A 24,666-nucleotide genomic window follows, 5' to 3' on the forward strand; every position below is an offset into this window, starting at 1 on the left:
CGTTACGGGCATCAATATTTCTTGTAATATATTGTCTTCCATTTCAAAATTCTGTCTGCATGGCCAGAAATCGCATCGTGCGTATGGTCCGCTTTCCTGTGGAATATTTCCACTGATTGTCCTCCACCATACCAACCAGAGAATTCGCACAGAAGCATGCCATCATTGCTTAAAACAACAACGGCACGTTCCATTTTTCTTCCAGAAAACTGTGCTCCGTTTGAGTAATCCAGCCCAGCCCCTGCATGTCATCAAGCATCCACGCCACGTTCCCTGCCTCTGTGTAACCATGGATGTAATGTGTTTTTTCCGTAAAGCCTTCGCCACTCAAGGTCTTAAGTGTTGCAGCCTCGGGCAGGTTTAACCCTTTTTCTTCCAGCGGTGCGGCAAGGTCATGTGCAATAGTCTGTCTGTTTTCTGCATTGCGTAAAAAAATCATGGCATCGTTCAGCGCATTGATAATTGCTGTGCAGACCTCCTGATTTTGAGACGTGCCCTGTGGCACAACAAACTGCTTTTCAATATGGCGCGGCATAACCGTTTGAGAACTACCAGCCAGAAAAGCAAGGTTTTGCAGGCATGCTTCTGTCCCCCATGGCGGGCCTACACACCCGCCATCTATGGAGCCATTCATCAGGGCGCTGATAATATCCGGCGGGGGCATGACCTGAATTTCAATATCCTGCTCCATGTTCACCCCTATGGATAACAGGAACCGCTTGAGGATAAGAAAATGGGTCGAATACATATGCACAACAGAAAGCCTTGGACGGCGACCGATTGTGGTGCGCCATGTCTCAAAGGCCTCACGGCCCTTATCCCCCGTGGGCCACTGGCCCATCAGCGGGTTGGTGCCACGCAGTATAACGGTGTTACCCCCATAGCTTAACGTCGCAAGGGGCTTGAGTGCAGGCATATGCCCACGCCTGCCCAAAGAGGTCATCATGGCCAGTGGCGCAAACATAATGGCTGCATCCAGTGTTTTCCAGACCAGACCATCTGCGATATTGGCCCATGAGGGAGAAACCACAACTTCCGTCCTAAGCCCGTATTGTGCAAACAGGCCCGCATTATGGGCAAGCATAACGGGCGCACTATCAGACAGGCGCAGCAACCCGATACGGAGAGGTCTGGTCATGGTGTGTCGCTTTTCTGCTGAGCAGCAAGATACTGGGTGGCCACGGTGACAATACGCTGGGACGTTTGCATCGCCCGCCCTCTGAACCAGCGATATGCCTGTGTTTCATTTGTTTTTTCATTTTTCATGAATAGCTTTTTTGCCTGATCAATAATCCTGCGCTCTTCAATTTCCTGCTGCGCGGCACTGAGTTTCGCCCGTGTGCGCTGAAAACGCTCATAGAGCGCAATGGCTGCACGGAGCAGCGGCTTAACATCATCCGGAGGGGCATCCAGAACATTGTAGGAGCATACCCCTGTATCAAACGCGGTTTCCATAAGGTCCACATCGTCCTCGTCCACAAACAGGGCAATGGGCCGTTCCAGCGCTGGAACAGACAGCGCACGCACGCTATCCAGCGCATCACGGTCTGCGCGGGCCATGTCCACAAGCACAACATCGGGGTAGAACTGGTGCACGGCTTCTATCAGGCTCATGCCAACAGGAACGGACTGTACATCAAGCGACGGGTCCGCTCGCAACGTATCGGACAAGGCCTTTGCCCGTCCGGGGTTTTCATCGGCAACCAGCACCTTGATGGGGGTGCGCATGAGGGATGGGACAGGATATTTATCCATTAATAAATATCTCGCAGGTAGCGACCCCCTCTGGTCAGCCCGGCAACATAATCATCCGCCTGACTTGCTGGCATGGCCCCATGCCGTGCCACAATACGGCGCAATGCGGCATCCACATCACGCGCCATACGCGCCGCATCTCCACAGATATAAAGGAAAGCCCCGGCCTGCAACCAGTTCCATAGTTCTGCCCCGGCTTCCTCCATCCTGTCCTGCACATAGATCCGTCTGGGTTGATCGCGCGAAAATGCGGTATCAAGCCGTGTCAGGCACCCGGTATGGGCAAAGCGGGCCAGTTCCTCCTGATAGTAAAACCCTTCCTGAGCGTGCCGTTCGCCAAAAAACAGCCAGTTGCGCCCTGTTGCGCCAAGGGCTTCACGCTCCTGCAAAAACCCGCGGAATGGCGCAATACCAGTGCCGGGGCCGATCATGATCACATCTGTCCCGCCATCTGCGGGAAGATGGAAATGCGTTGTGGGTTGGACAAAAACCGGCACATCGGCACCTGCTGGCAACCCGGCAAGCCAGTTTGTGCACACACCGGGCCACGGGTCGTTATTAACGCCAACAGTCAGTTCCACCACCCGCCCCGACACGAGCGGGGAAGAGGCTGTGGAATAAAGCCGCGGCTGCATCCTGCGGAACAGGGCGGGCACATCCTGCGCCGCAACATCAAGGCGGGCCGCCTGCAACAGTTCGGGCAGGTAACCGCTTTCGGTCCGGCCTAGTGCGTGCAGCATTGCAGGGTTGGGGCGTGCCAGATCAAAATGGCGCAACAGGGCATCGTGCAGCCCAACGGTGCCTGCGCCTTTTAGGGTCACGGGAGTATCCGCTGGCAGGCCCAGTGCCGCAAGAGTGGTTTTGACAACCTCCACGGCGTTGCATGGCCAGATCCCCAGCGCATCTCCGGGCTTCCAGTCCAGACCGCTCTTGCCCAGGTCCAGACCAATACGGCGTGTATCCTTGCTGGCAGCGCCCTGACACAAGCGTTCATTCAGCGCAAGGCGGGCAATAACCGGCGCATCCCTTGTGCCAACTCTGGGCTCGGGCAGCGGGGGGACAGGTGCGGCCTCCCCTCCGGTGGGTGGGGCCACTGGGGGTGTTGTGCTGTCCAGCACGGCCAGAAGCTGGCCACGCCAGACTTCTACCGTGTCTTCAAAATCCGGTTCGCAATCCACGCGGTCCATGATCATACAGGCACCAAGCTCCCGCAGGCGGCCGTCCAGCGCACAGCCAAACCCGCAGAAACTGGCATAGGAGGAATCCCCAAGAGCCAGAACCGCGCAGGATAGGCCAGTCAGTGCCTCCTTGCGGGCGCGCAGGGTGTCCCAAAATGGCGTTGCACAATCGGGGGGGTCTCCATCCCCAAAAGTGGAAACAACAAAAATTGCCGTCCCCTGCCCGAGGTCCGCATCCTTGCAGTGATCCAGACAGGCGAGTTCCACCGTATATCCGGCCTCCCGCAGCCAGACAGCCACTGTCGCGGCCAGAGCCTCCGCCCGACCAGTCTGCGATGCCCACCAAACCCGGATGGTCTGCCGCACGCCAAGAACAGTCTGGGAAAGAGGCTGGGCACACGCCTCCCCCACACGGCTGAACAGGCCCGCCAGCAGGCCGTTTACATAACTCCGCGCCGCCACAGGCAAGGGGGCGGATGCGGGTACATCGGGCACCAGACCGGGTTGTGGGGGCACCATACGCAACCCTTCCAGAAAGCCTTTCAGCCATATTCTGGCCTGTTCCGACAAATCTGGCTGAAGGGCTGGATCATCAAGGGAGAAATGGCGCATCAGGGTATCAAGCGGCATAGGGGCACTTCCTTCTTCCTGACGGGGGGCTGGGAGCGGCAACACATCTGGCGCAACCCGCTCCAGCTTAACGGCACAAAGCTTGAAGCCGGGTTGGAGGGAGAGCGGGTCCACATCATCCGACGTAACCGCATTTACGGCCATGTCCGGGCCAAAGCGGTCATTCCAGTGGAATGGTGCAAAGCACTGCCCCGCCCCCACGCGCTGGCTGATTTGAACAGGCAGAACAATGTGCCCACGGCGGGACGTCACCCTGACACGATCATCCGCCTGCAACCCAAGTGATTGGACATCCTGAACCGAAACCTCCACAAATGGGCCGGGGTTCAGGCGGTTCAGGCTGGCAACACGGCCTGTTTTGGTCAGGGTATGCCACTGGTGTTGCAGTCGGCCACTGTTGAGCACAAAGGGGAACTGCTCATCTGGCCATTCCTGCGGGCGCATCCACGGGCGCGCGTAAAAAATCGCACGCCCATCGGGGGTGGGAAAAACCGGCAGCACCTGCCCGGCCGGTACGTAGCGCACCGGGTGGCGGGCCTGCGTATCCCCCACAGGGGCTGGCCACTGTACCGGACCCTGACGCAGGCGCTCATAGCTCACTCCAGCGCAGTCATAGCCGGTTTTGGGGTTTGTAAAACGGCTGAGTTCAGCAAACACGTCGGCGGCGGAGGTAAAGGAAAAACCCTGCTCAAACCCCATGGCGCACGCTACGCGGGCAATAAGCTCCCAGTCGGCCAGCGCCTCCCCCGGTGGAGCAACCGCCTTTTGCGCCAAGGTCATGGTCCGGTCGGAATTCACCTGCACGCCATCCGCTTCCGCCCAGAGGGCGGCTGGAAGCAGACTATCGGCAAATCCTGTGGTTTCACTATCTGCAAAAGCATCCTGCACAACCACGTAATCCGCTTTTTCCAATGCCCGGATGACATGGCCGCGATTGGCAACAGTTGCCACAGGGTTAGTGCAGATAATCCAGCAGGCTTTTATGCGGCCTTCTTCCATGGCTTCAAACATGGCAATGGCGCCATTGCCCCCTACATCACGCAGGGTGCCGGGAGGGAGCTTCCACTGCGCCTCCACAAACGCGCGGTCTTCCGCCACAAGTGCGCTACGCTGCCCCGGCAGCCCCGGCCCCATATAGCCCATTTCGCGCCCACCCATGGCATTGGGCTGGCCGGTCAGGGAAAACGGGCCGCAACCAGGTCTGCACAACGTGCCTGTGGCAAGGTGCAGGTTGCATAGCGCATTGGTATTCCATGTTCCCGCAACACTCTGGTTCAGCCCCATGGTCCACAGGCTCATCCACTCCCCGGCCTGAGCAATCCAGCGGGCGGCGGTCTTAATATCCGCAACAGGCAGGCCTGTTATTTCGGCAACAGTGTCAGGCGCATACTCTGCCAGAAAAGCAGGCATGGCGTCCCACCCACGGGTTGCCTGTGCGATAAACTGTTTGTCGATGTCTCCATTTTCAACAAGAATATGCAAAAGACCGTTCAGCAAGGCCAGGTCTGTTCCCGGGCGGATGGGCAGGTACAGGTCAGCCTTTTCCGCCGTTGCCGTTTTGCGTGGGTCCACCACAATCAGCTTTGCCCCGGCTCTTTTCCGCTCCATCAGACGCAGGAACAGGATCGGGTGGCAATCGGCCATGTTGGACCCGATTACAAAAAACAGGTTGGTGCAGTCCATATCCTCATAACTGCCCGGTGGTGCATCTGCCCCGAGCGAGAGCTTGTAGCCCGTACCTGCCGCTGCCATGCACAGGCGGGAATTGGATTCCATATACTGGCTTCCAACATACCCCTTTGCCAGTTTGTTAATGAGGTACTGTGCCTCCAGAGACATCTGGCCGGACACATAAAACGCAAGTGCGTCCGGCCCATATGTATCCAGAATACTGCGTAACCTTGCTGCCGTTGTACCGATAGCCTGTTCAAGCGCAACCGGCACTGCATCCGCCCCACGCTGCGGACGCACCAAAGCCGTTTTTAAACGTTCCTGCGCATATAAAGGCTTATCGCAGGAAGCTCCTTTGGTGCATAAACGACCGGCATTGGCAGGGTGCGCGGTATCACCCCGCACCTTTGCAATTTTCCCATCCTTGACATCCAGAATAATCCCGCACCCAACGCCACAGTATGGGCAGGCAGAACGGAATGCAGAGTCAGGCATGGCCACGTCAGGCAGTTGTCAGTTCAGGCGTGCCCTGTCCGGCGCGCACCCTGATCTGCACCTTGCCATCCATCAGCCGTGCATCCCATGTGCGCAGCCGGACAGACGCATCCTCCAGACACTGGCCATCTTCCAGACGAAAGTGCTGCTTGTAGAGGGGGGAGGCCACAACCCGCTGCCCCCTGATCTCCCCTATCAGCCCGCGGCCAATAATATTGGCATGCGAAAACGGGTCATGGTTATCCAGCGCATACACACATGCGGGCTCGGCCTGCGTGGCCGGAACATAGAACAGGGCAATCTGATTACCCTCACACCATGCGACCACACCGGATTTTTCCACAAGGTCCGTTTGCGCGCACAGTTCCGTCCATGCCTGTGGGCCTGCAAGGCTCCCTGCTTCGGGCATGTTGGCGGCAGGCCTGACCTGATCGCGCTCGGCCACGGTGCGAATATTAGGGTCGGGGCGGGCATCATTTACAAAGGTGCGGAACCGCTTGAGTTTATCCTTGTCACTCAGTGCGTCCCGCCATTCGCAATGGTAACGGTCCACCACCAGTTGCATCTGGCGTTCCAGCTCTTCGGCAATACCAAGACTGTCGTTGATGATCACGTCCTTGAGGTAATCCAGCCCGCCTTCCAGATTTTCACGCCAGACAGAGGTCCGCTGGAGTTTATCGGCCGTGCGGATATAGAACATGAGAAAACGATCTATATATTTTATCAGAGTTTCTGAATCGATGTCGGTTGCAAACAGTTCCGCATGGCGCGGCCGCATGCCGCCATTACCGCAGACATAAAGGTTCCAGCCGTTTTCAGTGGCTATAACCCCCACATCCTTGCTCTGTGCCTCCGCACATTCACGCGTGCAGCCAGAAACCGCAAACTTGAGTTTATGGGGCGAGCGTAACCCCTTGTAGCGGTTTTCCAGATCAAGGGCCTTGCCCACACTGTCCTGCACGCCGTAACGGCACCATGTGCTCCCCACGCATGATTTTACGGTGCGGGTGGATTTGCCGTAAGCCTGCCCCGTTTCAAACCCTGCATCAAGCAGTTCGGTCCAGATTTCTGGCAACTGGTGCAGTTGCGCGCCAAACAGGTCGATCCTCTGCCCACCGGTAATTTTGGTGTAGAGATCATATTTTTTTGCAACCTGACCAAGTACGATCAGCTTATCCGGGGTAATTTCCCCCCCGGCTATGCGTGGCACAACCGAGTAGGTGCCGTTCTTTTGCATATTGGCCATGAACGTGTCGTTCGTGTCCTGCAGGGGAATATACAGCGGGTCCGTTATGGGCTTGTTCCAGGCAGAAGCAAGAATGGACCCAACCGCAGGTTTGCAGATGTCGCACCCCAGACCGCCATGACCATACTGCTGCATCAGTTCTTCAAATGTCTGGATACCATGCACCCTGACCAGAGAATACAGCTCCTGCCGGGTATGAGAAAAATGCTCGCACAGGCTGCGATCAACCGTAATACCACGGCTCTCCAGCTCCGTTTCAAAAACACTTTTCAAAAGGGCGGCACACCCGCCGCACCCTGTGCTGGCTTTTGTGGTCTGCTTGAGTTCCCCCAGATCGGTGCACCCGGCATCTATTGTTGCGCAGATCGCCCCTTTGGTCACGTTATGGCATGAGCAGACCATGGCCGTATCGGGCAGGGCATCGGCCCCAAGCAGTTCCGCTCCTTCCCCACGCGGGAGAATCAGTACCGCCGGGTCGGCCGGGGGTTTGATCGCGTTTTGCACGTACTGGAGAATGGTGTCGTAGTACGAATTATCTCCCACCAGTACGGCACCCAGAACACGGGTGCCATCACCAGACAGCACGAGCCGCCTGTAGGTGCCATCTGCCTCGCCGATAAAGCGGTAGCTCCGGCTCCCCGGCGTTGCCCCGTAGGCATCGCCAATAGAGCCTACATCCACGCCCTGCAATTTGAGCTTGGTGGACATGTCCGCCCCGGTAAACGCGGCTTCCTCGCCTGCCAGAATGGACGCAACGGTGCGGGCCATGGCATAACCGGGCGCAACCAGACCAAAAACCTGCCCCTGCCAGGAGGCACATTCCCCAATGGCAAAAATGGCCGGGTCTGACGTACGGCAGCTCTGGTCAATAATAATACCGCCGCGCGCCTCCACCTCCAGCCCGCACTCACGCCCAAGCTGGTCCTGTGCGCAAATACCAGCGGAAAACACCACCATATCGGTTTCCAGGAACGTACCGTCTGCAAAAATCAGGCGGTGTCGGCTGGTCTGGCCCGGTACAATCTGCTTTGTAGCGTGGGATGTGCGCACGTCTATCCCCAATGCCTCAATCCGGCATTTGAGCGCATCCCCACCTTCCTTATCCAGCTGAGCGGGCATAAGATGCCCCCCGAGCTGGATAACACTTGTATGCAGGCCCAGTATTCTCAAGGCATTGGCGGCTTCCAGCCCAAGCAGACCACCCCCGATCACCGTACCGTGCCGTGCCCCCTGTGCTGCTGCGCGGATAAGGTCCAGATCTTCCAGATTACGGTAAACAAGCCCCGCCGTACCGGTGTTACCGGGTACCGGGGGCACAAAGGGGGTGGAACCGGTTGCCAGAATCAGGGTTGTGTACTGCAAAGCGCCTTCTGCGCTGTGTACGGTCTGCGCCTGCCGGTCGATGCGGCTCACGCGCACCCCACGGTGCAGGGTAATTCCGTGTGCCGCGTGAAAATCTTCCGCGTGCAGGCGCAGGGCCAGCGCATCCTGCCCGGTCATGTATTCGGTCAGGTGCACGCGGTCATATGCATCGTGCAGTTCCTCGCCAAATACATGGATGGCGCAATTTTCATTCAGGCCGTGCATGACCAGCTGTTCCGCACAGTAGTGCCCCACCATGCCATTGCCGATGATAACGATAGTGCCGGGAATGGCCATGCTCAGTAACTCCTCGCAATTTGGGAACAGGGGGTGGCAACGCGGGTGCGCCTATGCACGCATGACGGCCCAAAAGCGTGCAAGCGCCCCTGCAGAAGACTTGCACACAGGGGAAAACAATGCACGTTACAGAAAACAGAATGGGAAAAACGCTGCACCATTATGGAACGGTTCCTGTGTTTGCACTGTGTGCAAACACGCCTTGCTCAGGCCAAGGAGCCGCCGTTGACCCCTGAACAACTCGCCGTTAACCCGTTACCACCGCCGCTGACGGTAACTGTTATGGGATGCTTCCAATTAGTTCCATACACGAAATAAAATCAATAGGGAACCACATATCACAACAGGGCAGACCCTCACCCACGTCGTTCCTGCACATGGCCCTAGAACTTGAACTCCATGGTCTGCATGTAAAACATGCCGCTTTTTGCTCCAGCCTCACGCATGCCGTGGGATGAGGCAAAGCCTGCGATATCATGTGTCCAGGTAAAATGCGGGGCAAAGCTCCATGCAACCTGCACCTGAGGAGAAACGCCAACAAAGCCCCCATGCAGGTTATTCCGCCAGGCATAGGTCTTGCCTGTTCCATACACGGCATCCTGCGTGCTCTCACGCCAGAAGGCGGGAACATGGAGCCTCAGGCGCAGATTTGGCTTTGGTGCGGCTGTAATCACTGGACCAACCCCCACAAGGTTCTGGGAGGTCAGGGCGAGTGTGACGTCGTTATAATAAGGCAGTGCGACATAAGGTGTTACAAAAGTCCCGACTGCGCCGTTTTTACTGTTATAATTACCACCGGAAAACACATCCCCCTGAATCCCGAAAGAAGGTTTACCCAGAAGGTTTTTTGCATTCCAGCTAATACTGCCATTAACCGCGAACGCCCGGACAGGGCGGGTTTGCGCGCTCTCCTGCGCGGGACGAAACTGCCCTCCCTGAAAAACCCCGGTCAGATTGACATCAAACGGACCTGCATTCCCCCACAGACGCCCGCCTATATTATCCCTGCGGGTAGAGCCTGCTTCCGTCTTGCCCGCCTGGGCAAGCGGCAGAGCCGCATTGGCCCCGTTAAACAGGTACCCAATAAAAAACACATCGGCAAAAAGCTGGCTTTTCTGCTTCATAAAGGAAAATGATGGCAGTGCCGTGGAAGTATAGGCCCCATACATGCGGGCATTATAACTTGTGCCATCCGCAAACACATCAACAGGCGTTTTATTGGTCTGCATGAAGTCAAACAGGTCAACACGGAAGGACTTCCATACCGCGTAGCCACGCACGCCGTCCCATGTCTGCTGCACGTTGGGCAGGTCACGGGCTGACTGCATGGAAACCGGCGCATCCACAAACACCTGCCGCCCGCCGATAACCCCCATGCGGGCCCCCAGCAACCGCCCCTTTACCTCCAGAATCCCTTGCTGAAGGTCCAGTCGCTCGCGCTGTGTGCCTGCCTGATACCCGTAGTAATTGGAACCCCCGGCCACACCCCATAAAAATTCGGCATAGGCGCGCACATGTTCACCAAGATGCAGGTCTGCACCATACATGTTGCGCAACAGCACGCGGCTGGAATCGGTTTTGCCTGCTGTACCCATCATGGGCTGGTTTTCAAATATATAGCGCAGCCGCTCCTCCCCGCTCAGGGAGAGCCAGATACTACCTGTGTTATTCAGGCGTATGTATTTAAGACGATTGAACCAGTCCTTGTTTCTTTTTGCCAACGGCACATTCGCAAGATCGCTCCAGTCCTCCGCCCAGCGGACCTGCCCGAAGCCCGCCATTGTTCCAAAGCCGCTGGCTGCCTGCTTGCCTGCGTTGAACACCCCCCAATCCTGTGTATGCGGGATGTGCTCCGCCGCTTTTGCGGGTTTGGGCGTGTTTTTTTTCTCTACCGCCACAATGATCTGGCGCGCACTTGGGGCGGTATCCTGTGCTGGCGCACTGACTGTCTGCGCCAATGCGGGGTGTATCCCCACAGTGCCCAGCAGCACAGCCGCATGAACCGAGATTGGCCAGCTCTGAAAAATGGCGCACCTGAGGCGCGTGCAATTCTTGTTCATGGTCACGTCTTATAATCCATAGCTAAAAGGGAAATCAGGAAATTGCGGAAAAGCCGGTCGTGTCAGTACCCTGTGCGCCCGCTGGTTTACTCCAGCTTCTGCGGCAGATGGATACACAGACAAGCGCCACCAGAGCAATACCGGCAAAAGCCAGAAACCCCAGACTATAAGACCCCGTGGCCTGCCGTGCGGCACCCAGCGAGGATGCCAGGTAAAACCCGCCAACCCCACCGCTCATGCCTACCAGCCCGGTCAATATGCCCACCTGTTGCGCAAAACGTGTGGGAACCAGCTGGAAAACGGCGCCACTCCCCAGACCCAGCACCAGCATGCCCACAAAAAAAGCGGGAAACGCCAGCCAGATCGTAGGCAGCCCAAAACCGATCAGGCCAAAAATAACGGTTGCTGCCCCGTAGAGTATGCACAGCGCGCGCTCGCCCCCAATACGGTCTGCCAGCGCGCCACCCAGCGGGCGGATAAAAGAGCCTGCAAACACAACCAGCGCGGTGCAGCTCCCCGCCACTGCGGGGGAAAGGCCATACTGGTCATTAAAATAGATGGTCAGGAAGGAGGCCAGCCCGACAAAGCCGCCAAATGTTACGCCGTAAAAGAACATCAGTGCCCAGCAATCGGCTTTTTTCAAAACCGGAAGCCATGCCACAAGGCCGGCACTCGGGTGGCGGGGGGGTTCTTTGGCAAGATAGATAAAAGCACACAGCACAAGAACAAGCGGCAGCGTGGCCAGCCCGAACACGTTGGTCCAGCCATAAAGGGCCGCAAGCCCCGGCGCGAACAGGGAGGCAAGCGCCGTGCCGGAATTACCAGCCCCGGCAATACCCAGCGCTGTGCCCTGATACTGCGCAGGGTACCAGCCCGACGCCAGCGGCAGCGCCACCGCAAAGGAAGCCCCGGCCACACCCAGAACAAAAGCCACCGGAAACAGGCCGATATAGCTGTGTGGTGCCAGCATCCATGTTGCCGCAAGACCGGCAATAACAAAGGACTGCATGCCTATGGCAACGCGGCGCGGGCCGTAATGGTCAACCAGTGCGCCAGCAACAACCCGCAACAAGGCCCCTGCGAGCACTGGCATGGCCACCAGCAACCCTTTCTGGGCGGAATTCAGGTGCAGATCATGCGATATGGCTATGCCCAGTGGTCCAAGCAGCACCCAGACCATGAACGACACATCAAAATATAGAAAAGCGGCAAGAAGAGTGCGGGGATTACCAGCTTTGAGGAAACCTCTATCCATAATACCTATACCTAGTGCCGGACTGAAAGTCAGACACGCCCACCATGGGCAAGAAGGCCATCATTGGCCCCCAATGTAGATATCATCATGACCTTATGGATCGAATGCCTGCGTTGACATCTACCCTATCTGTTCCAAGGATGACCTCATGTTATTCCGATGTCAAAATGTTTTTATGCGCAGACCGTCCTTCGCTGGCCATTGTTCGATTTTTGCCACACCGAAGGCGCATATCTGATAAAACTGCAACTCTTCCGCATAACCCGGAAGGGCCATGGAAGAGTCTGGGAACAATGCGTGCGCTGCACTCCATTTTTCTACGAGAGTTCACCCTGTGCAATGCTGCGCAACCTGTTTGCATCACGCACAGCCAGCATCTGGCGTGAGCGGGCAAGGAGCCCCGCTTTCTCCCACGCGGCCAGCATGCGGCTGGCGGTATGGAGTGTTGTGCCGGCCAGTTCCGCCACATCCCTGCGACGTAGAGGCACACAGATCACACCGGTCTCAGCCTGCACGGCACCACTTTGCTCAACCAGCATGAGCAGGGCATGGGCAATGCGCTGTTCTGCGCTCTGGGTTGCCATTTCACGCAGGCGGTTTTGAACATTGGCAAGCCGCTGCCCGACCATGCCGATAATGTTGATCGCAATTTGCGGGTGGTTCACGGTCAGCGCCAGAAAATCCGCTTTTGACCAGCTTGCAATATGCGAGGGCATCGCTGTTTCAGCATCCGCCGGGTAATACCCTTCGGTAAACAGCGCGACGGTGCCAAACATCTCCCCCGGTGCAATCATGCGCATCAGCGCCTGCGCGCCATCGCTCCCGATCTGGCGGATACGCACAGCCCCCACAAGCACCGCATAGGCGCGCTGCGCCTGCCCCCCCTGCGTGAGAACACTGACCCCACCCGGTAAAACATCAACCCGCGCCAAAGAGACAACATGCGCCTTAACCCCGGACGGCAGTCCCTTCACCAGATCAAGTGCGCAAATGGCCTTGGCCGTATCCTCTGGACGTGTTTTTTGCTCAGACATGCCATGACCTTTACACCCCTTATGCCGCGCAGGGTATTCCTGCCATGCGCACGATCAGAACAGTGACCAGCCATGACTGCCTGCCACGGCACCAAAAATGGTCACAAGGCCCAGCACCAGCAGTACAGCATGCGCGCGTTGCAGGGCGGCAAAAGCGGCATCCGGGTCGCGCTTTGCCCAGACATCAAAACGCCGGTGGAGAACAAGAGGCTCCGCAACAAACAGAACAAGGGCAAAAACCAGCCACAGCCCCACCATGGCGTGCATCCACCAGAAACCGGGTTCAGAAAAACGGGCCCAGAGGTCCATTTTCATGACCATAAAAAGCCCGCTCAGCCCGACAAGCACCACAGCACTGCGCGCCTGCCACACAAAACGGCGCTCAAAAGCCTGAAAAGCCGCAAGTCTGTCAGGCCCGAACACACCATGGCGCAGGGCTGGCAAAGCCGCGGTGGTGGCCATTGAGACCCCGCCAATCCAGATCACGACCCCAATCACGTGCAGTGCTCGGGCGATTGCCAGTTCGTCCATCCATTCCTCCTTGGGAAAGTTGCCATTTTTATCTGTCAGACTGCATTTCTAGTGCATTCTTGCCCTGCCGGGTTTGCGCTGGCGCAACCTTTCTGCCAGTCGCATCAGATAGAATGTGCTCAACACCCAGTTAAGGAGGTTCATGTCATGAGCAGACTGCTACTGAACGAAGACTGGCTGACGATGCTCGTCGAAGCCTTTTACACACGTGTCCGGGCCGATCCTGACCTCGGCCCCATTTTTGAAGATGTCGTGACCGACTGGCCGGAGCACCTGCAAACGCTAACGGCTTTCTGGTCTTCCGTCATGCTGGGTACCGGACGCTACAAAGGCCAGCCAGTACCGGCGCATATGCAGTTCCGTGACAGGATTACGCCAGAACTGTTCGATCGGTGGCTGGCCCTGTGGCGCGAGACCACATCCACACACATGCCAGCAGATGTTGCCGCCACTCTTCAGGACAAGGCCGCCAACATTGCCAGAAGTCTGCAATTGGCCCTCTCTTTTTACGCCAGACGTGCTGTACCCCAACACAACACAGCGCCCTGAAACAGAACACTTCTGAAAAGTCACGCTCATGACCGAAGTCGAGCCATATCGTTCCACACCCGTGTTCGATCAGGACACGCTGCCTGCCGCCTTGCGCACGCGCCATAACACCAGAGCGGGGGTGTGGGGGGTGATCCGGGTGCTTGAAGGCACCTTGAAGCTCACTTACCTCGACCCGCCATCCGAACTCCTGCTGACACCAGCCACCCCCGGCCTGATCCTGCCGCAGCAGCCACATTTTGTGACACCCGTCGGCACCATGACGATGAGAGTGGATTTTTACGATCAGTCACCACCCGATGCTCTTTTTTCCCGCCCTGTCCACATCTGAGCAACTCCGCTCATACGCGTCATGCTCCACCCGCTCTGCACGGCTCTGGCCACCGGCTGCCCTACGGCGCACCCACTCTACAGAATTGCTTTTTCCCTCAGCATCTTTCAGGTTTCATTCCTAAAGATGCAGGCGCATATGGGTGCGCAGGTCATTACACCGCTTGGCATACTGGGACGCCTTGGATGCCGTGAAATAATTGATCAGAAACGCACCCAGCAGGGAGCCGAACGAAATGACGGTCAGCAGTTCCCCTGTAAACAGGATGGGGACATCATAATGCAGGGCGGAATACCACAGCAGCCCTATGCTCAGCACCGCGCCACAAAACCCGAGTACGCCGGTTGATTTGAGCAAGGAGTCCTCAACACTTTCAAACGCCGATGTCTCCCGCCACAGGTCGAACAGCTTGCGGTCCACATCATCCACAGCGGCGGTGTGTTCCTTGATTTCGGCTTCTGTACGTTTGTTGGGATTTTTGCGGTGAATATCGAGTTCCTGCCGCGCCTTGGCAAACACGCGCCGCCGCTCCTTGATGGCGGGCAGGCTGATGTCCACAAAGCTGAGAATAGCCACGTTAAGACCAGCCGATAACTGCACAACGGCCTGAAAATCGCCCCATGTCACACTCATTTTCTGGCACCTCACCCCTGACTCACCTGCTGATCGGGCTTCTTTCTATAAAGCAGGGTGAGGGAAATAAAGGGGGCGTGCTGGCATGTCCGTCATGCCCACCCCCTACCACACCATCCCCTATGGCAACGGTGCGGTCTGGTACAATGAAACACGCAGTCCCCCATGGGGCACGGGGGCTTCGGGCGGCAAAAATGGCAGGCCGGTCCCGTGGGCAAGTTTTGCCTCGGTCGTGACAAGAGCCACACGCCAACCCGGAAAATGCGCCAGCATGGTCTGCCCAAACGCACTGTAAAGGGGGAGCAGGCTCTGCTTGTCCCCGATGCGGGTGCCATAGGGTGGGTTGGCAATGACCAGCCCCGCAGGCCCCGGTGGTGGCCGCAGGGCACTGATTGGGGTCTGTGCAAAGGTTATGTAGTCCTGCACGCCTGCGCGTTCGGCGTTGGCGCGGCTCATGGTTATGGCGCCCGCATCCCGGTCGCTCCCATAAAAATGGACCTGAGGCGTGCGTTCGCTTTTAACCGCGCGCATCTGCTGCCACGCCTGCGCGTCAAATGTCGCCAGCAGTTCAAACGCAAAGTGGCGCGCCCGGCCGGGGTTAAGACGGGCGGCAATTTCAGCGGCCTCAATCACAAACGTACCCGAACCACACATGGGGTCCAGCACCGGTTCCTGCCCGTTGTAGCCACACTGGCGCAGAAACAGGGCCGCCATTGTCTCCCGCAGGGGGGCGCGGTTAATCGCCTGTTTGTAACCACGCCTGTGCAGCAGATCGCCCGATGTATCCACGCTTATGGTGCAGATATTCTGCTCAATACGCGCACGCACCAGCACCGGCGCGTCATCCGCCTGCGTGGCACCCAGCGTCTGGGCAATGGCTTTGCCTATGCGCTCGGCCGCAGCACCGGCATGGTACACGCGTGAGCCCGCACAGCTTGCCTCCACCCGGAAGGGCACATCCGGGCGCAGAACGTCCTGCCACGCAACCTGCCGCGCGCGCCGGTCGAGCTGGGACAGATGCACAGCAGGAAAAGACGCTATACGCGCCAGAACCCGGCTGCTCCCACGCACCCACAGGTTTGCGCGCCAGACCTCCGGCCACCCGCCGCGGATAACAACCCCGCCGGGCACGGCCACGGGCTGCCTGAACCCTTTAAGCCGCACCTCCGCGCATAACACGGATTCCAGCCCCGGCACGGTGGCCAAAAAGATCTCAAAGTCCTTGTCTTTCGTCATGACGCCTGAATGACAGGAAGCCAGCCCAACGGCAACTTTATCCTTGCTCCATCCGTATGCGGGTCTGTGCGCAAGGGGAGTTGAGATACGGTCAAACCCGTGTATAATTGTTGCGCAACCGAACGATTGAGCAGGAGTTTTTCATGAAAAAAACCATTCTGGCTGTGCTGGCAGCGACTGCGGGCCTGTCTGGCCTTGCAGGGAACGCACACGCCGCAGCCGATGGTGCGCAACTGTTCGCAACACACTGCGCTATGTGCCACCAGAGCACCGGCAGCGGCGTGCCCGGGCAGTTCCCTCCGCTTAAAGGCCGCATCAACCAGATTGCAGCCACGCCCGAGGGCAAAACCTACGTCATGCACGTCATGCTCAACGGTCTGGCAGGCAGCCTGAAGGCTGCCGGCATGTCCTATATGGGTTACATGCCCTCCATGGCCGCCATGTCGGATGATGATATTGCAGCACTGCTGAGCTATGTTTCCGCCCTGTCGGGCGATGCCTCCGCCCCGGCCTTTACTGCGGACGAAATCAAGAACGCGCGCGCAACCCCGCTCCAGCCCGGCCAGATTCTGGAAGAACGCAACACGCTTAACGCAGCCCACCCGCTGCCATAAGCCGCTGCCCCATTACGGCAGCCCACAAAAAAGCCTCCCGCATAGTATTGCGGGAGGCTTTTTTATTGCCCACGGCCCGTTCAGGCACCGGGGGTACAAAATGGCTTACTGGGCTGTGTAGCCACCATCAATCACCAGTTCGCTCCCGGTCATGAACTTGGATTCGTCAGACGCCAGATACAGAATACCGTAAGCAATATCGTCCGGTTCACCCAGATGACCAAGCGGGTGCAGGTCCACCAGCTTCTGGCGTGCGTCTGCTGCATCCTTGGTCAACCCCTGCACCATGGGGGTCCAGATATAGCCCGGATGCACGGAATTGACCCGGATCCTGTAGCCCGACTTGGCACAGTGCAATGCGGCGGATTTGGTAAACAGACGTACACCGCCCTTGCTGGCGTTATAAGCTGCAAGGGTGGGGTCCCCCACCAGCCCTTCAATGGAGGACAGATTGATAATGGACCCACCCCCCGCTTTTTTCATGGCTTCAACGGCATATTTGGTACCAAGGAACACACCGTTGAGGTTGATGGACTGCACACGCTGCCAGTCTTCCAGACTCGTGCTTTCCACCGTGCCACTATAGGCGATACCGGCATTGTTGACCGCAATATCCAGCCTGCCAAAGGTCTGCTCGGCCAGATTTACGGCATTCTGCCAGTCTGCTTCCTGCGTGACGTTGAGTTTGACAAACAGGGCCTGCCCCCCGGCGGCCTTGATTTCGGCTACCGTGTTGTGCCCGGCTTCTTCCTGCAGATCGGCGACGACAACCCTGGCACCTTCCTTGGCCAGCAGAATTGCGGTGGCTTTGCCAATACCGTTGGCGGCCCCTGTCACAATGGCAACTTTTCCTGCTACGCGGGTCATGTATCTGCTCCATGTTTTGTTCTGTCCTGTCATGACAAACGCAAACCGGGGCCTTTGGCCTTGATGCCCGTCAAAAAAATTATTGTCTTCACCGTATTTTCAAAAAAATCAGGCTTTTACGCCTCACTCCCCGGGTAAGCCACGCACAAGACCCGTGCGGACCTTGTTCATGTCCCGTTTTTTTGCGCGTTCCATGCCGCCAGTGCCCGCGCGCGCGCCACGCCATGGTCCACAATGGGGCTGGGGTAGCCCGTCGGCTGCAACAGGGTTGCCTGCCATGGGGTATGAATATCCGGGCCACGCAGCCCCGCCAGTTCGGGCACCCATGTCCGGATATACACACCATCGGGGTCGAATTTCTGCGATTGCAGGATAGGGTTCATAATCCGGAAAAAAGGTGCCGATTCCACCCCGGTCCCGGCATTCCATTGCCAGTTCATAGGGTTGCTTGCTGGGTCATGATCCACCAGCGTATGGGCAAACCAGCGTTCGCCCTCGCGCCAGTCAATCAGCAGGTGTTTGACCAGAAAGGACGCCACAACCATACGCACCCGGTTGTGCATAAGACCTGTCTGCCAGAGCTGACGCATGCCCGCATCAACCAGCGGGTAACCCGTGCACCCCTTTTGCCAGCATTCCAGCCCCTTAGGGTCTACCCGCCATGGCATTGTATCAAACTCGGGTCTGAGATTGCGCGTGCTCATATCCGGGTGTTCCCACAGCAAGGACCACGCAAATTCCCGCCACCCGATTTCGGAGAGAAATTTAGCCCCTCCATCCTGCACACCTGCCGCCGCCACGGCGTGCCAGATCTGTGCGGGTGTTATCTGGCCCGTACGCAAAAAGGGAGAAAGCCCGGACGTTGCATCCCTGCTGGGGAAATCCCTGTCCTGTGCATAGTTTTGCAGGGCATGGGCCATAAAGTCATGCAGTTGTGCCTGCGCGTCCTGCTCGGCAAAAGCGTGGTAGGGCCGCATGGCCTCCGCCCATCCCGGCAGGTTCTGCACCGCGGCGTCGGGCAATCTCTGTGCGTCTGGCAAAGCCGTGCATGATGCAAACACCATACCGGGGGGAACCGGCAAAGGTGCCGGGTAATGGGCCGCGGCACTGGCCGCACGCCAGAATGCGCCAAAAACCTGAAAAGGCTGCCCCGCCCGGCTCCGCACGGTCCATGGCTCATGCAGCAGGCTGCCCGGCGTGCTGTGCACCGCCACACCCATCTGTTTAAGCTGGGCCTTGAGCCGGGTATCCGTCGCTTTACCCGCCGGGTCGTAACGGCGGTTCCAGAACACCTGCTTACACCCGCCTTCACGCACCAGTTCAGGCAGGATCTGCTCCGCCTGCCCCACAAACAGATGCAGGCGGCCACCATATGCGCGCAAGGCGTGGTCCAGCGCCTGCACACTCCGGGTCTGCCACCAGTCCAGACCTGTTGTGCAGGCCGGGCCAGCAGGGTGCACATATACACACCACAGGGGCTGCCCACTCCGCACGGCGCTGGTCAGGGCAAGGTTGTCGGCCAGTCGCAGGTCATCGCGGAACCAGACCACAACGGGGGATAGGCTGGCCTTACCCACACCGGCACCTGTTGCGTGCATGGTGGCCGCGTTAGTTCACCGGACCATCGGACAGACGCACAAGCACCTTGACCGGGTTGCCGTTATCATCTGGTCCTACGTAAAAATCACGCCATGTATTGCGTGTAAAGATCCATGTTTTGGCAAGGTTAACCCCAAGGGCGCTGCTTTTGCACGGCGGGCTGCCATCCCCCGGCTGACTGTTGCCGCACTGGCCACCTCCCCCGTTGGTAGGCAGGTACACATTGGTCTCCAGCGTTGCCGTGCGACCATTCAGGCGGATTGTGCCTTCCACCCCGACTTTTTTACTGACTTCCAGTGGCACCCCACCCTGCGGCGGTGCGCCCTGCACCACAACATCGGAAAAATTGGCCGGATTGACCGAGCACACTTCAGACGCCGCAGTGCTGATTGTGTGTTCCACATCATTCACGGTCACCACCACATGCACATCAATAATGTAAACCGGGCCGGACACGCATAAGGTGCTCTCGCCATCATTGGCGGCATAGGGTGACCGGGGCACAGAGGCCGCCTGTGCGCTGACGGCAGGCAGGAAGGCAGCGACTGATGCAATAAACAGGCAGGATGCCACAACAAAAAGTTTCCGCTTCATCACCACTGCCGCGCCCTTTATCCACCGTTTGTAAAAAAGCTGTCCTGAATACCTCGCGCAATCTGGCATGAATGGCCAAAAATAAACAGTCTGTGCGCACGCGAGAAGCACTTACCCGCAGCATAAACAGGGGAGAACAGCCCGGACGGGTCTAACCCAAAACGGGAAAGTGTCTAACCCGGCCTATAAACCGCAGTTTCTGGCTATTTTTACAGGGAAATGGTGGACCCGACGCGATTCGAACGCGTGACCTTTGCCTTCGGAGGGCAACGCTCTATCCAGCTGAGCTACGGGTCCGTTGGCCCATCTCCTAACCTAAAGCGGGGGGCGTTGCCAAGCCTTTATCTTTCATATGCGCCCGAACAGGCCAGCACCAGCAGAAGAACTTCTGCGAAGGCGCCACCACAGAACTTAGGGAGGAACAACACCATCCAGTCTGGCAGGCAGGAACCATGCCGGGCTGCGCCCACCCAGCCCACTGGCTCCCTGCTCCTGCGCCAGCCATACGGCGGCGGTTATATCGCCCCCTGATGGCAAAAAACGTTCTGGCTGGTTGATCCAGCTGGCAATATCCCCCTGCGCCAGCGCGCCGCGCCGGTCACGCAGCAGCAGGTGGTGCCCCCCGGTTATCAGGTCCAGCCGGGCTGACGGCGGCAGTTCCCCCCATGCCTGCGCCATGGCCTGCGGGGGCACAAGCTGGTCCTGATCTCCATACAGGCACAGGACGGGGCCATGCACCCCTGGCGCCGCACGCGCTGCGCTGCGCATGAGTGCGACCAGCCCACGCAGGGCTTCCAGCCGGGTCTGGCGCAGGGTGAGCGGGTCATAATACAGGCGGATAAGGGCTGCGGGGTTGTCGCTGGCCACAACATGCACTGGCAGTTCGCGCCCCGTTACAAAACGCCTGGGAAAAAGTGTGGCCAGCACATCAAGCGGAATATCCGCCCCCACTCCAAGGTCCCACACAGCAGGGGCCAGCAATATGGTCCCCGCGACCTTGGGGGCATCCGGGCCGGACATGAGCAGCATAAGCACAGCGCCCCCCATGCTCTCCCCCATGAGGTAAAGCGACACGTTGGGGTGGTTCTGGCGGGTCTGTGCTTCCTCCTCACGCGCGTCGGCAACCAGTTGGGCACTTCCTGCCCAGCCACCACGCAGGGGGGCGGCCCCAAAGCCGCGTATGTCGGGGGCGACAAGCGTAATCCCCTGCGCTGCCAGAGCCGGGGCAGAAGACTCCCATGCGTCCCTGCTGTCATTAAACCCGTGCAGGGCCAGCACAACCGCGCGTTCACGCCCATGGGCCTGCCACACCCGTACGGGTATGGCCGCACCATCCCGCAGGGTCATCACCCCATCAGGCGGAACAAGGCGGGCGGCGGCGGCATACCGGGGGGGAGGAACAGGTGCTGGGGGTGGCACGCTGGCGCAGCCTCCAAGCAGAGCCAGCCCACATACGAACAGAGGCAAAGCCCTGCTCCAGCGCCGGAGTAAGCCTTTGCTCACGCGTATGGGAAAAGATGCCTGCTGCACAACCACGGCTACAATGCGTATCATCCCCCCAGACTTTGCGCCACACCCGTACCTGCCAACCTGATACGAGGCTTTTTGAACCCATGCTTATCCAACCGGCAAACCCCGTTCCCCACCCCCGTCTGGGGCATGTGGAAACCATTCTGGTCGATCAGCGTAAAATTGCCTGCGATGGCGGACTGGGCCAGTTGGGCCACCCGCGCGTCTGGCTCAGGATCGGTGGGCACCAGACGGTATGCCCCTATTGTTCGCGCCTGTTTGTGCTCCAGCCTGGTGCAGCAGCCGACTCCGGGCATTAATCCAGCGGCGGGCACACGATCCATTTCCCACACAGTCAGGCTTTGCGTATGCTGACCCTATAGCCCCATACCCGTGCTGAAAGCTGACGTTGATGCGCCGCCCCGCCTGCTCCGCCGCCCAACTCCCTGCCCCCAAGGTTGCGTGCTCCGCACCAGCGGCTGCCAGCACGCGCACACCCCGCCGCCTGTTTTTGCGGGATTCTGAACGGGTGGCACGGCTGGCGGGAGGACTGGAGGGAGGACTGGCAACGGGGCTGGCGGGACTACTGGGGATAGCACTGGCCTGCACCAGCAGCCTGCCCTCTGCCGCACAGGCTGCGCAGAGTGCCCCTGTGGTCAGTGCCCACAGCACCGCTACCCTGATTACGGACGCCAGCACCGCCAGCGCCAATGCCCCGCTACATGTTGCCCTGCGCCTGCAACTCCAGCCCGGATGGCACACATACTGGCTCAACCCCGGAGATGCGGGGGACCCTGCCAGCCTGAGTGTCACCGCATCGGGCGCATTACAGGGCACCGCCCGGACCATTATCTGGCCCACCCCCCAGCGCATAAGGGATGCCTCCCTTATGTCCTACGCCTATACGGGGGATGTTGTACTGCCGGTTACGCTGCACCTCCAACCCGGCACGGCAGACGCGCACGGCTGGACAAGCCTGAACGCGCAGGCAAGCTGGCTTGTATGCGAGCAGTCCTGCATTCCCGAAGACGGTACATTTACCCTGACCCTGCCCACAGGGGCTCCGCTGGCCTCTGCTCAGGCATCTCTTTTTGTGCAGGCGGCCCAGCATACGCCTGTGCCTTCTCCCTACCCGGTCACAGTCAGCCCTGCCGGTGTGCTGCATGTGCAGGCACCGGGCCTGAACCGGCAGTCCGTGGGGAATGCGTGGTTCATGCCCCAAGAACGCGGGCAGATTGCCGAAGCCGCACCACAGACCCTGACATTTGATGCCAATGGGCTGTCCCTCCGCCTTGAACCCACAACAGGTTTTGCCAGCAACAGACCTCTGGCGGGTATTCTGGTCCTGCAGGCACCAGACGGAGCCGAACGCGCCCTGAGCGTACAGGCCATCCCACAGCTGGAGACACCAGCCCCGGTACAGACCACTGCCTTGGGTGAAATGCCACGCCAGATACCGGCGGCAACTCCACCAGCAGGCGCACCCCAACCCGCTCCCACACAGCCCGAAGAGCAAGGTGCTGCCAGTCAGGCCAGCTCCACATCCAACACAGCCGCCCCTACAGGTAGCGTACCGGCAGAGGGTAGCAACACAACAGGCGACCTGCTCCGCTTTATCGTACTGGGGTTACTGGGCGGGCTGGTGCTGAACCTGATGCCCTGTGTTTTTCCCATTCTGGCCATGAAGGCGCTGGCCGTGGCCCGTATGGGCCAAAGCGAGCGCAAGCACCAAAAACAGAGTGCCATAGCTTACGCCGCCGGGGTTATTGCAGGTTTTACAGCCCTTGGCGCACTGGTCATGGCGCTAAGGGTTGGGGGGAGTGCTACGGGCTGGGGGTTCCAGTTCCAGTCCACCGTATTTGTGGGTATGATCACCTGGCTGCTGTTTGCCATGGCGCTCAACCTGCTGGATGTATTTGCCTTTCTCCCCCCCGCTCTGGGCAATGCCTCCTCCCGTAAACACGGGCTTGCGCATGATGTGCTGACCGGCCTGCTGGCTGTGGTTGTGGCCTCCCCCTGTACGGCTCCGTTCATGGGGGTTGCCATTGCTGGCGCCCTTGCAGGCCCGCCGCTGACCGGGCTCGTGGTGTTTGCGGCCCTTGGCGTTGGGCTGGCAGCCCCTTACGTGCTGCTGGCCTTTAGCCCCGCACTGGCTAGCCACCTGCCGCGCCCCGGTGCATGGATGGACTATTTACGCCAGTTTCTGGCGTTCCCCCTGCTTGGGACCTGTGTATGGCTGCTCTGGGTTGCCACGGTGGAAGGGGGCGCCACAACAGTATTGCTGCTGTGTTCAGGCATGGTGTGTCTGGCGTTTGCCGCATGGGTGTATGGCATTGCCCAAAAGCGCCAGCGCCACATGGGCCACAGCCGGAGTTGCACGGCCCTGTATGGTGTTGCCCTGCTGGGGCTGCTGGGGGCCATGGCGCTGCTCCCTGCCCTGCAACAGCAGGCGGCACAACAGCCCGGTACGGCTACGCCTTTACCCGACGGGACCGAAGTTTTTTCGCAAAAACGGCTGGATACCCTGCATGCAGCCGGTAAACCCGTGTTTGTGGATATGACGGCGGCATGGTGCATTACCTGCCTTGTAAACGAGCGCGTGGCCCTGAACACCGATGCCACAAAAGCAGCCATGGCCCGCTACGGCGTAACGGTCCTGCGCGGGGACTGGACCCGGCGTGACCCGGCCATAACGGCTTTTCTGCATGCGCATGGGCGCGACGGTGTGCCGTTTTATCTGTTTGTGCCCACACAGGGTGATGCCGTGGTGCTCCCCCAGATTCTGACACAGGGGCTGGTGCTCCGCACCATAACCCCCATACACTGAGAGCGACGGCACGGCTCCAGCCTGCACCACGCCCCTGCCAGCAGGGCTGCGGAGGGCTTAATGCGTGGTGGTGGAAAACAGGTTGATGACCACCACACCGGCCAGAATAAGGGCGATGCCAGCAATGGCCGGGGCATCGAGCGTCTGTTTTAAAAACACCGCGCCAATAACCGAGATCAGCACAATGCCAACGCCCGACCACAAGGCGTACACAACGCCTGCGGGCAGGGTTTTGAGCGGGATGGACAGGAAGTAAAACGCACACCCATAAGCCAGCAGGCTGATGGTCGCAGGCAGCCAGCGTGCAAACCCCTGCGACGCCGCAAGGCAGGCCGTACCAATCACTTCCGCCACAATAGCAATGCCCAGCAGCAGCAGCGGTTTGTGAGTCAC

At 58.9% G+C, this 24,666-nt stretch carries 20 protein-coding genes and 1 tRNA gene; 5 read left to right on the forward strand and 16 right to left on the reverse strand.

All coding sequences use genetic code 11. The annotated features are described in order from the left end of the window. Positions 1 to 169 precede the first annotated feature (169 nt). The 8 genes from AB2L51_RS04980 to AB2L51_RS05015 form a co-directional block, all read right to left on the reverse strand. Positions 170 to 1,138 (reverse strand): ABC transporter substrate-binding protein, encoded by a 969-nt coding sequence (locus tag AB2L51_RS04980; protein WP_395581543.1) that lies wholly within the window; start codon positions 1,136 to 1,138, stop codon positions 170 to 172. Further along, positions 1,135 to 1,755: an ANTAR domain-containing response regulator gene (locus tag AB2L51_RS04985; RefSeq protein WP_395581542.1), complete on the reverse strand. Its 621-nt coding sequence runs from the start codon at positions 1,753 to 1,755 to the stop codon at positions 1,135 to 1,137. The genes AB2L51_RS04980 and AB2L51_RS04985 overlap by 4 nt, the downstream gene beginning before the upstream one ends. After that, positions 1,755 to 5,729, reverse strand: coding sequence for a bifunctional nitrate reductase/sulfite reductase flavoprotein subunit alpha (locus tag AB2L51_RS04990; RefSeq protein ID WP_395581541.1), 3,975 nt, complete (start codon positions 5,727 to 5,729; stop codon positions 1,755 to 1,757). The genes AB2L51_RS04985 and AB2L51_RS04990 overlap by 1 nt, the downstream gene beginning before the upstream one ends. Before the next feature lie 7 nt (positions 5,730 to 5,736). Continuing rightward, positions 5,737 to 8,634, reverse strand: coding sequence for a nitrite reductase large subunit NirB (gene nirB / locus AB2L51_RS04995; protein ID WP_395581540.1), 2,898 nt, complete (start codon positions 8,632 to 8,634; stop codon positions 5,737 to 5,739). 383 nt (positions 8,635 to 9,017) lie between these two features. Beyond that, complete coding sequence (locus tag AB2L51_RS05000; RefSeq protein WP_395581539.1) at positions 9,018 to 10,694, reverse strand: alginate export family protein; 1,677 nt, start codon at positions 10,692 to 10,694, stop codon at positions 9,018 to 9,020. Between the two features lie 34 nt (positions 10,695 to 10,728). Beyond that, positions 10,729 to 11,949: a nitrate/nitrite transporter gene (locus AB2L51_RS05005; protein WP_395581538.1), complete on the reverse strand. Its 1,221-nt coding sequence runs from the start codon at positions 11,947 to 11,949 to the stop codon at positions 10,729 to 10,731. A 317-nt stretch (positions 11,950 to 12,266) separates the two neighbouring features. Continuing rightward, a complete protein-coding gene (locus AB2L51_RS05010) occupies positions 12,267 to 12,983 on the reverse strand; it encodes a Crp/Fnr family transcriptional regulator (RefSeq protein ID WP_395581537.1) in 717 nt (238 codons plus the stop codon). A gap of 54 nt (positions 12,984 to 13,037) precedes the next feature. Continuing rightward, positions 13,038 to 13,514 (reverse strand): hypothetical protein, encoded by a 477-nt coding sequence (locus AB2L51_RS05015; protein WP_395581536.1) that lies wholly within the window; start codon positions 13,512 to 13,514, stop codon positions 13,038 to 13,040. A 147-nt stretch (positions 13,515 to 13,661) separates the two neighbouring features. Between AB2L51_RS05015 and AB2L51_RS05020 the strand changes: the two genes are divergently transcribed. After that, positions 13,662 to 14,063 carry a group III truncated hemoglobin gene (locus AB2L51_RS05020; protein ID WP_395581535.1) on the forward strand — a complete coding sequence of 134 codons (402 nt, stop codon included), beginning with the start codon at positions 13,662 to 13,664 and terminating at the stop codon, positions 14,061 to 14,063. A 28-nt stretch (positions 14,064 to 14,091) separates the two neighbouring features. Continuing rightward, a complete protein-coding gene (locus tag AB2L51_RS05025) occupies positions 14,092 to 14,394 on the forward strand; it encodes a TehB family protein (RefSeq protein ID WP_395581534.1) in 303 nt (100 codons plus the stop codon). 120 nt (positions 14,395 to 14,514) lie between these two features. On the opposite strand, the gene AB2L51_RS05030 is transcribed toward AB2L51_RS05025, so the two are convergent. Beyond that, positions 14,515 to 15,027, reverse strand: a complete 513-nt coding sequence (locus AB2L51_RS05030) for a hypothetical protein (protein ID WP_395581533.1) — start codon at positions 15,025 to 15,027, stop codon at positions 14,515 to 14,517. A gap of 120 nt (positions 15,028 to 15,147) precedes the next feature. After that, positions 15,148 to 16,263: a THUMP domain-containing class I SAM-dependent RNA methyltransferase gene (locus AB2L51_RS05035; protein WP_395581532.1), complete on the reverse strand. Its 1,116-nt coding sequence runs from the start codon at positions 16,261 to 16,263 to the stop codon at positions 15,148 to 15,150. A 143-nt stretch (positions 16,264 to 16,406) separates the two neighbouring features. On the opposite strand from AB2L51_RS05035, the gene AB2L51_RS05040 reads away from it, so the two are divergent. Next, the gene (locus AB2L51_RS05040; protein WP_395581531.1) at positions 16,407 to 16,877 is read left to right on the forward strand and encodes a c-type cytochrome; all 471 of its coding nucleotides are present in this window, start codon (positions 16,407 to 16,409) and stop codon (positions 16,875 to 16,877) included. 105 nt (positions 16,878 to 16,982) lie between these two features. On the opposite strand, the gene AB2L51_RS05045 is transcribed toward AB2L51_RS05040, so the two are convergent. The 5 genes from AB2L51_RS05045 to AB2L51_RS05065 all read right to left on the reverse strand — a co-directional run bounded on the left by AB2L51_RS05045 (position 16,983) and on the right by AB2L51_RS05065 (position 21,491). Then, the gene (locus AB2L51_RS05045; RefSeq protein ID WP_395581530.1) at positions 16,983 to 17,744 is read right to left on the reverse strand and encodes an SDR family oxidoreductase; all 762 of its coding nucleotides are present in this window, start codon (positions 17,742 to 17,744) and stop codon (positions 16,983 to 16,985) included. A gap of 167 nt (positions 17,745 to 17,911) precedes the next feature. Next, the gene (locus AB2L51_RS05050) at positions 17,912 to 19,342 is read right to left on the reverse strand and encodes a cryptochrome/photolyase family protein (RefSeq protein ID WP_395581529.1); all 1,431 of its coding nucleotides are present in this window, start codon (positions 19,340 to 19,342) and stop codon (positions 17,912 to 17,914) included. A gap of 10 nt (positions 19,343 to 19,352) precedes the next feature. Next, the gene (locus AB2L51_RS05055) at positions 19,353 to 19,937 is read right to left on the reverse strand and encodes a hypothetical protein (protein WP_395581528.1); all 585 of its coding nucleotides are present in this window, start codon (positions 19,935 to 19,937) and stop codon (positions 19,353 to 19,355) included. Between the two features lie 220 nt (positions 19,938 to 20,157). After that, positions 20,158 to 20,234: transfer RNA gene (locus AB2L51_RS05060), tRNA-Arg, on the reverse strand. A gap of 114 nt (positions 20,235 to 20,348) precedes the next feature. Next, the gene (locus AB2L51_RS05065) at positions 20,349 to 21,491 is read right to left on the reverse strand and encodes an alpha/beta fold hydrolase (protein WP_395581527.1); all 1,143 of its coding nucleotides are present in this window, start codon (positions 21,489 to 21,491) and stop codon (positions 20,349 to 20,351) included. A gap of 59 nt (positions 21,492 to 21,550) precedes the next feature. On the opposite strand from AB2L51_RS05065, the gene AB2L51_RS05070 reads away from it, so the two are divergent. Beyond that, complete coding sequence (locus tag AB2L51_RS05070) at positions 21,551 to 21,766, forward strand: zinc-finger domain-containing protein (protein ID WP_395581526.1); 216 nt, start codon at positions 21,551 to 21,553, stop codon at positions 21,764 to 21,766. 92 nt (positions 21,767 to 21,858) lie between these two features. Further along, the gene (locus AB2L51_RS05075) at positions 21,859 to 24,273 is read left to right on the forward strand and encodes a protein-disulfide reductase DsbD family protein (protein WP_395581525.1); all 2,415 of its coding nucleotides are present in this window, start codon (positions 21,859 to 21,861) and stop codon (positions 24,271 to 24,273) included. Between the two features lie 57 nt (positions 24,274 to 24,330). Here AB2L51_RS05075 and AB2L51_RS05080 read toward each other — a convergent pair whose 3' ends face one another. Further along, entirely contained in the window at positions 24,331 to 24,666 is a 336-nt protein-coding gene (locus AB2L51_RS05080) for a DMT family transporter (protein WP_086646638.1), read from the reverse strand.

The organism is Acetobacter fabarum (genome assembly GCF_040702925.2).
Classification (GTDB): Bacteria; Pseudomonadota; Alphaproteobacteria; order Acetobacterales; family Acetobacteraceae; genus Acetobacter; species Acetobacter fabarum_B.

Coding starts and splice junctions, on each gene's coding strand:
- AB2L51_RS05050 (WP_395581529.1), bottom strand. CDS start 19,342: ATGCACGCAACAGGTGCCGGTGTGGGTAAGGCCAGCCTATCCCCCGTT.
- AB2L51_RS05040 (WP_395581531.1), top strand. CDS start 16,407: ATGAAAAAAACCATTCTGGCTGTGCTGGCAGCGACTGCGGGCCTGTCT.
- AB2L51_RS05055 (WP_395581528.1), bottom strand. CDS start 19,937: ATGAAGCGGAAACTTTTTGTTGTGGCATCCTGCCTGTTTATTGCATCA.
- AB2L51_RS05015 (WP_395581536.1), bottom strand. CDS start 13,514: ATGGACGAACTGGCAATCGCCCGAGCACTGCACGTGATTGGGGTCGTG.
- AB2L51_RS05000 (WP_395581539.1), bottom strand. CDS start 10,694: ATGAACAAGAATTGCACGCGCCTCAGGTGCGCCATTTTTCAGAGCTGG.
- nirB (WP_395581540.1), bottom strand. CDS start 8,634: ATGGCCATTCCCGGCACTATCGTTATCATCGGCAATGGCATGGTGGGG.
- AB2L51_RS05020 (WP_395581535.1), top strand. CDS start 13,662: ATGAGCAGACTGCTACTGAACGAAGACTGGCTGACGATGCTCGTCGAA.
- AB2L51_RS04985 (WP_395581542.1), bottom strand. CDS start 1,755: ATGGATAAATATCCTGTCCCATCCCTCATGCGCACCCCCATCAAGGTG.
- AB2L51_RS05070 (WP_395581526.1), top strand. CDS start 21,551: ATGCTTATCCAACCGGCAAACCCCGTTCCCCACCCCCGTCTGGGGCAT.
- AB2L51_RS05035 (WP_395581532.1), bottom strand. CDS start 16,263: ATGACGAAAGACAAGGACTTTGAGATCTTTTTGGCCACCGTGCCGGGG.
- AB2L51_RS04990 (WP_395581541.1), bottom strand. CDS start 5,729: ATGCCTGACTCTGCATTCCGTTCTGCCTGCCCATACTGTGGCGTTGGG.
- AB2L51_RS04980 (WP_395581543.1), bottom strand. CDS start 1,138: ATGACCAGACCTCTCCGTATCGGGTTGCTGCGCCTGTCTGATAGTGCG.
- AB2L51_RS05030 (WP_395581533.1), bottom strand. CDS start 15,027: ATGAGTGTGACATGGGGCGATTTTCAGGCCGTTGTGCAGTTATCGGCT.
- AB2L51_RS05025 (WP_395581534.1), top strand. CDS start 14,092: ATGACCGAAGTCGAGCCATATCGTTCCACACCCGTGTTCGATCAGGAC.
- AB2L51_RS05005 (WP_395581538.1), bottom strand. CDS start 11,949: ATGGATAGAGGTTTCCTCAAAGCTGGTAATCCCCGCACTCTTCTTGCC.
- AB2L51_RS05065 (WP_395581527.1), bottom strand. CDS start 21,491: ATGATACGCATTGTAGCCGTGGTTGTGCAGCAGGCATCTTTTCCCATA.
- AB2L51_RS05010 (WP_395581537.1), bottom strand. CDS start 12,983: ATGTCTGAGCAAAAAACACGTCCAGAGGATACGGCCAAGGCCATTTGC.
- AB2L51_RS05045 (WP_395581530.1), bottom strand. CDS start 17,744: ATGACCCGCGTAGCAGGAAAAGTTGCCATTGTGACAGGGGCCGCCAAC.
- AB2L51_RS05075 (WP_395581525.1), top strand. CDS start 21,859: ATGCGCCGCCCCGCCTGCTCCGCCGCCCAACTCCCTGCCCCCAAGGTT.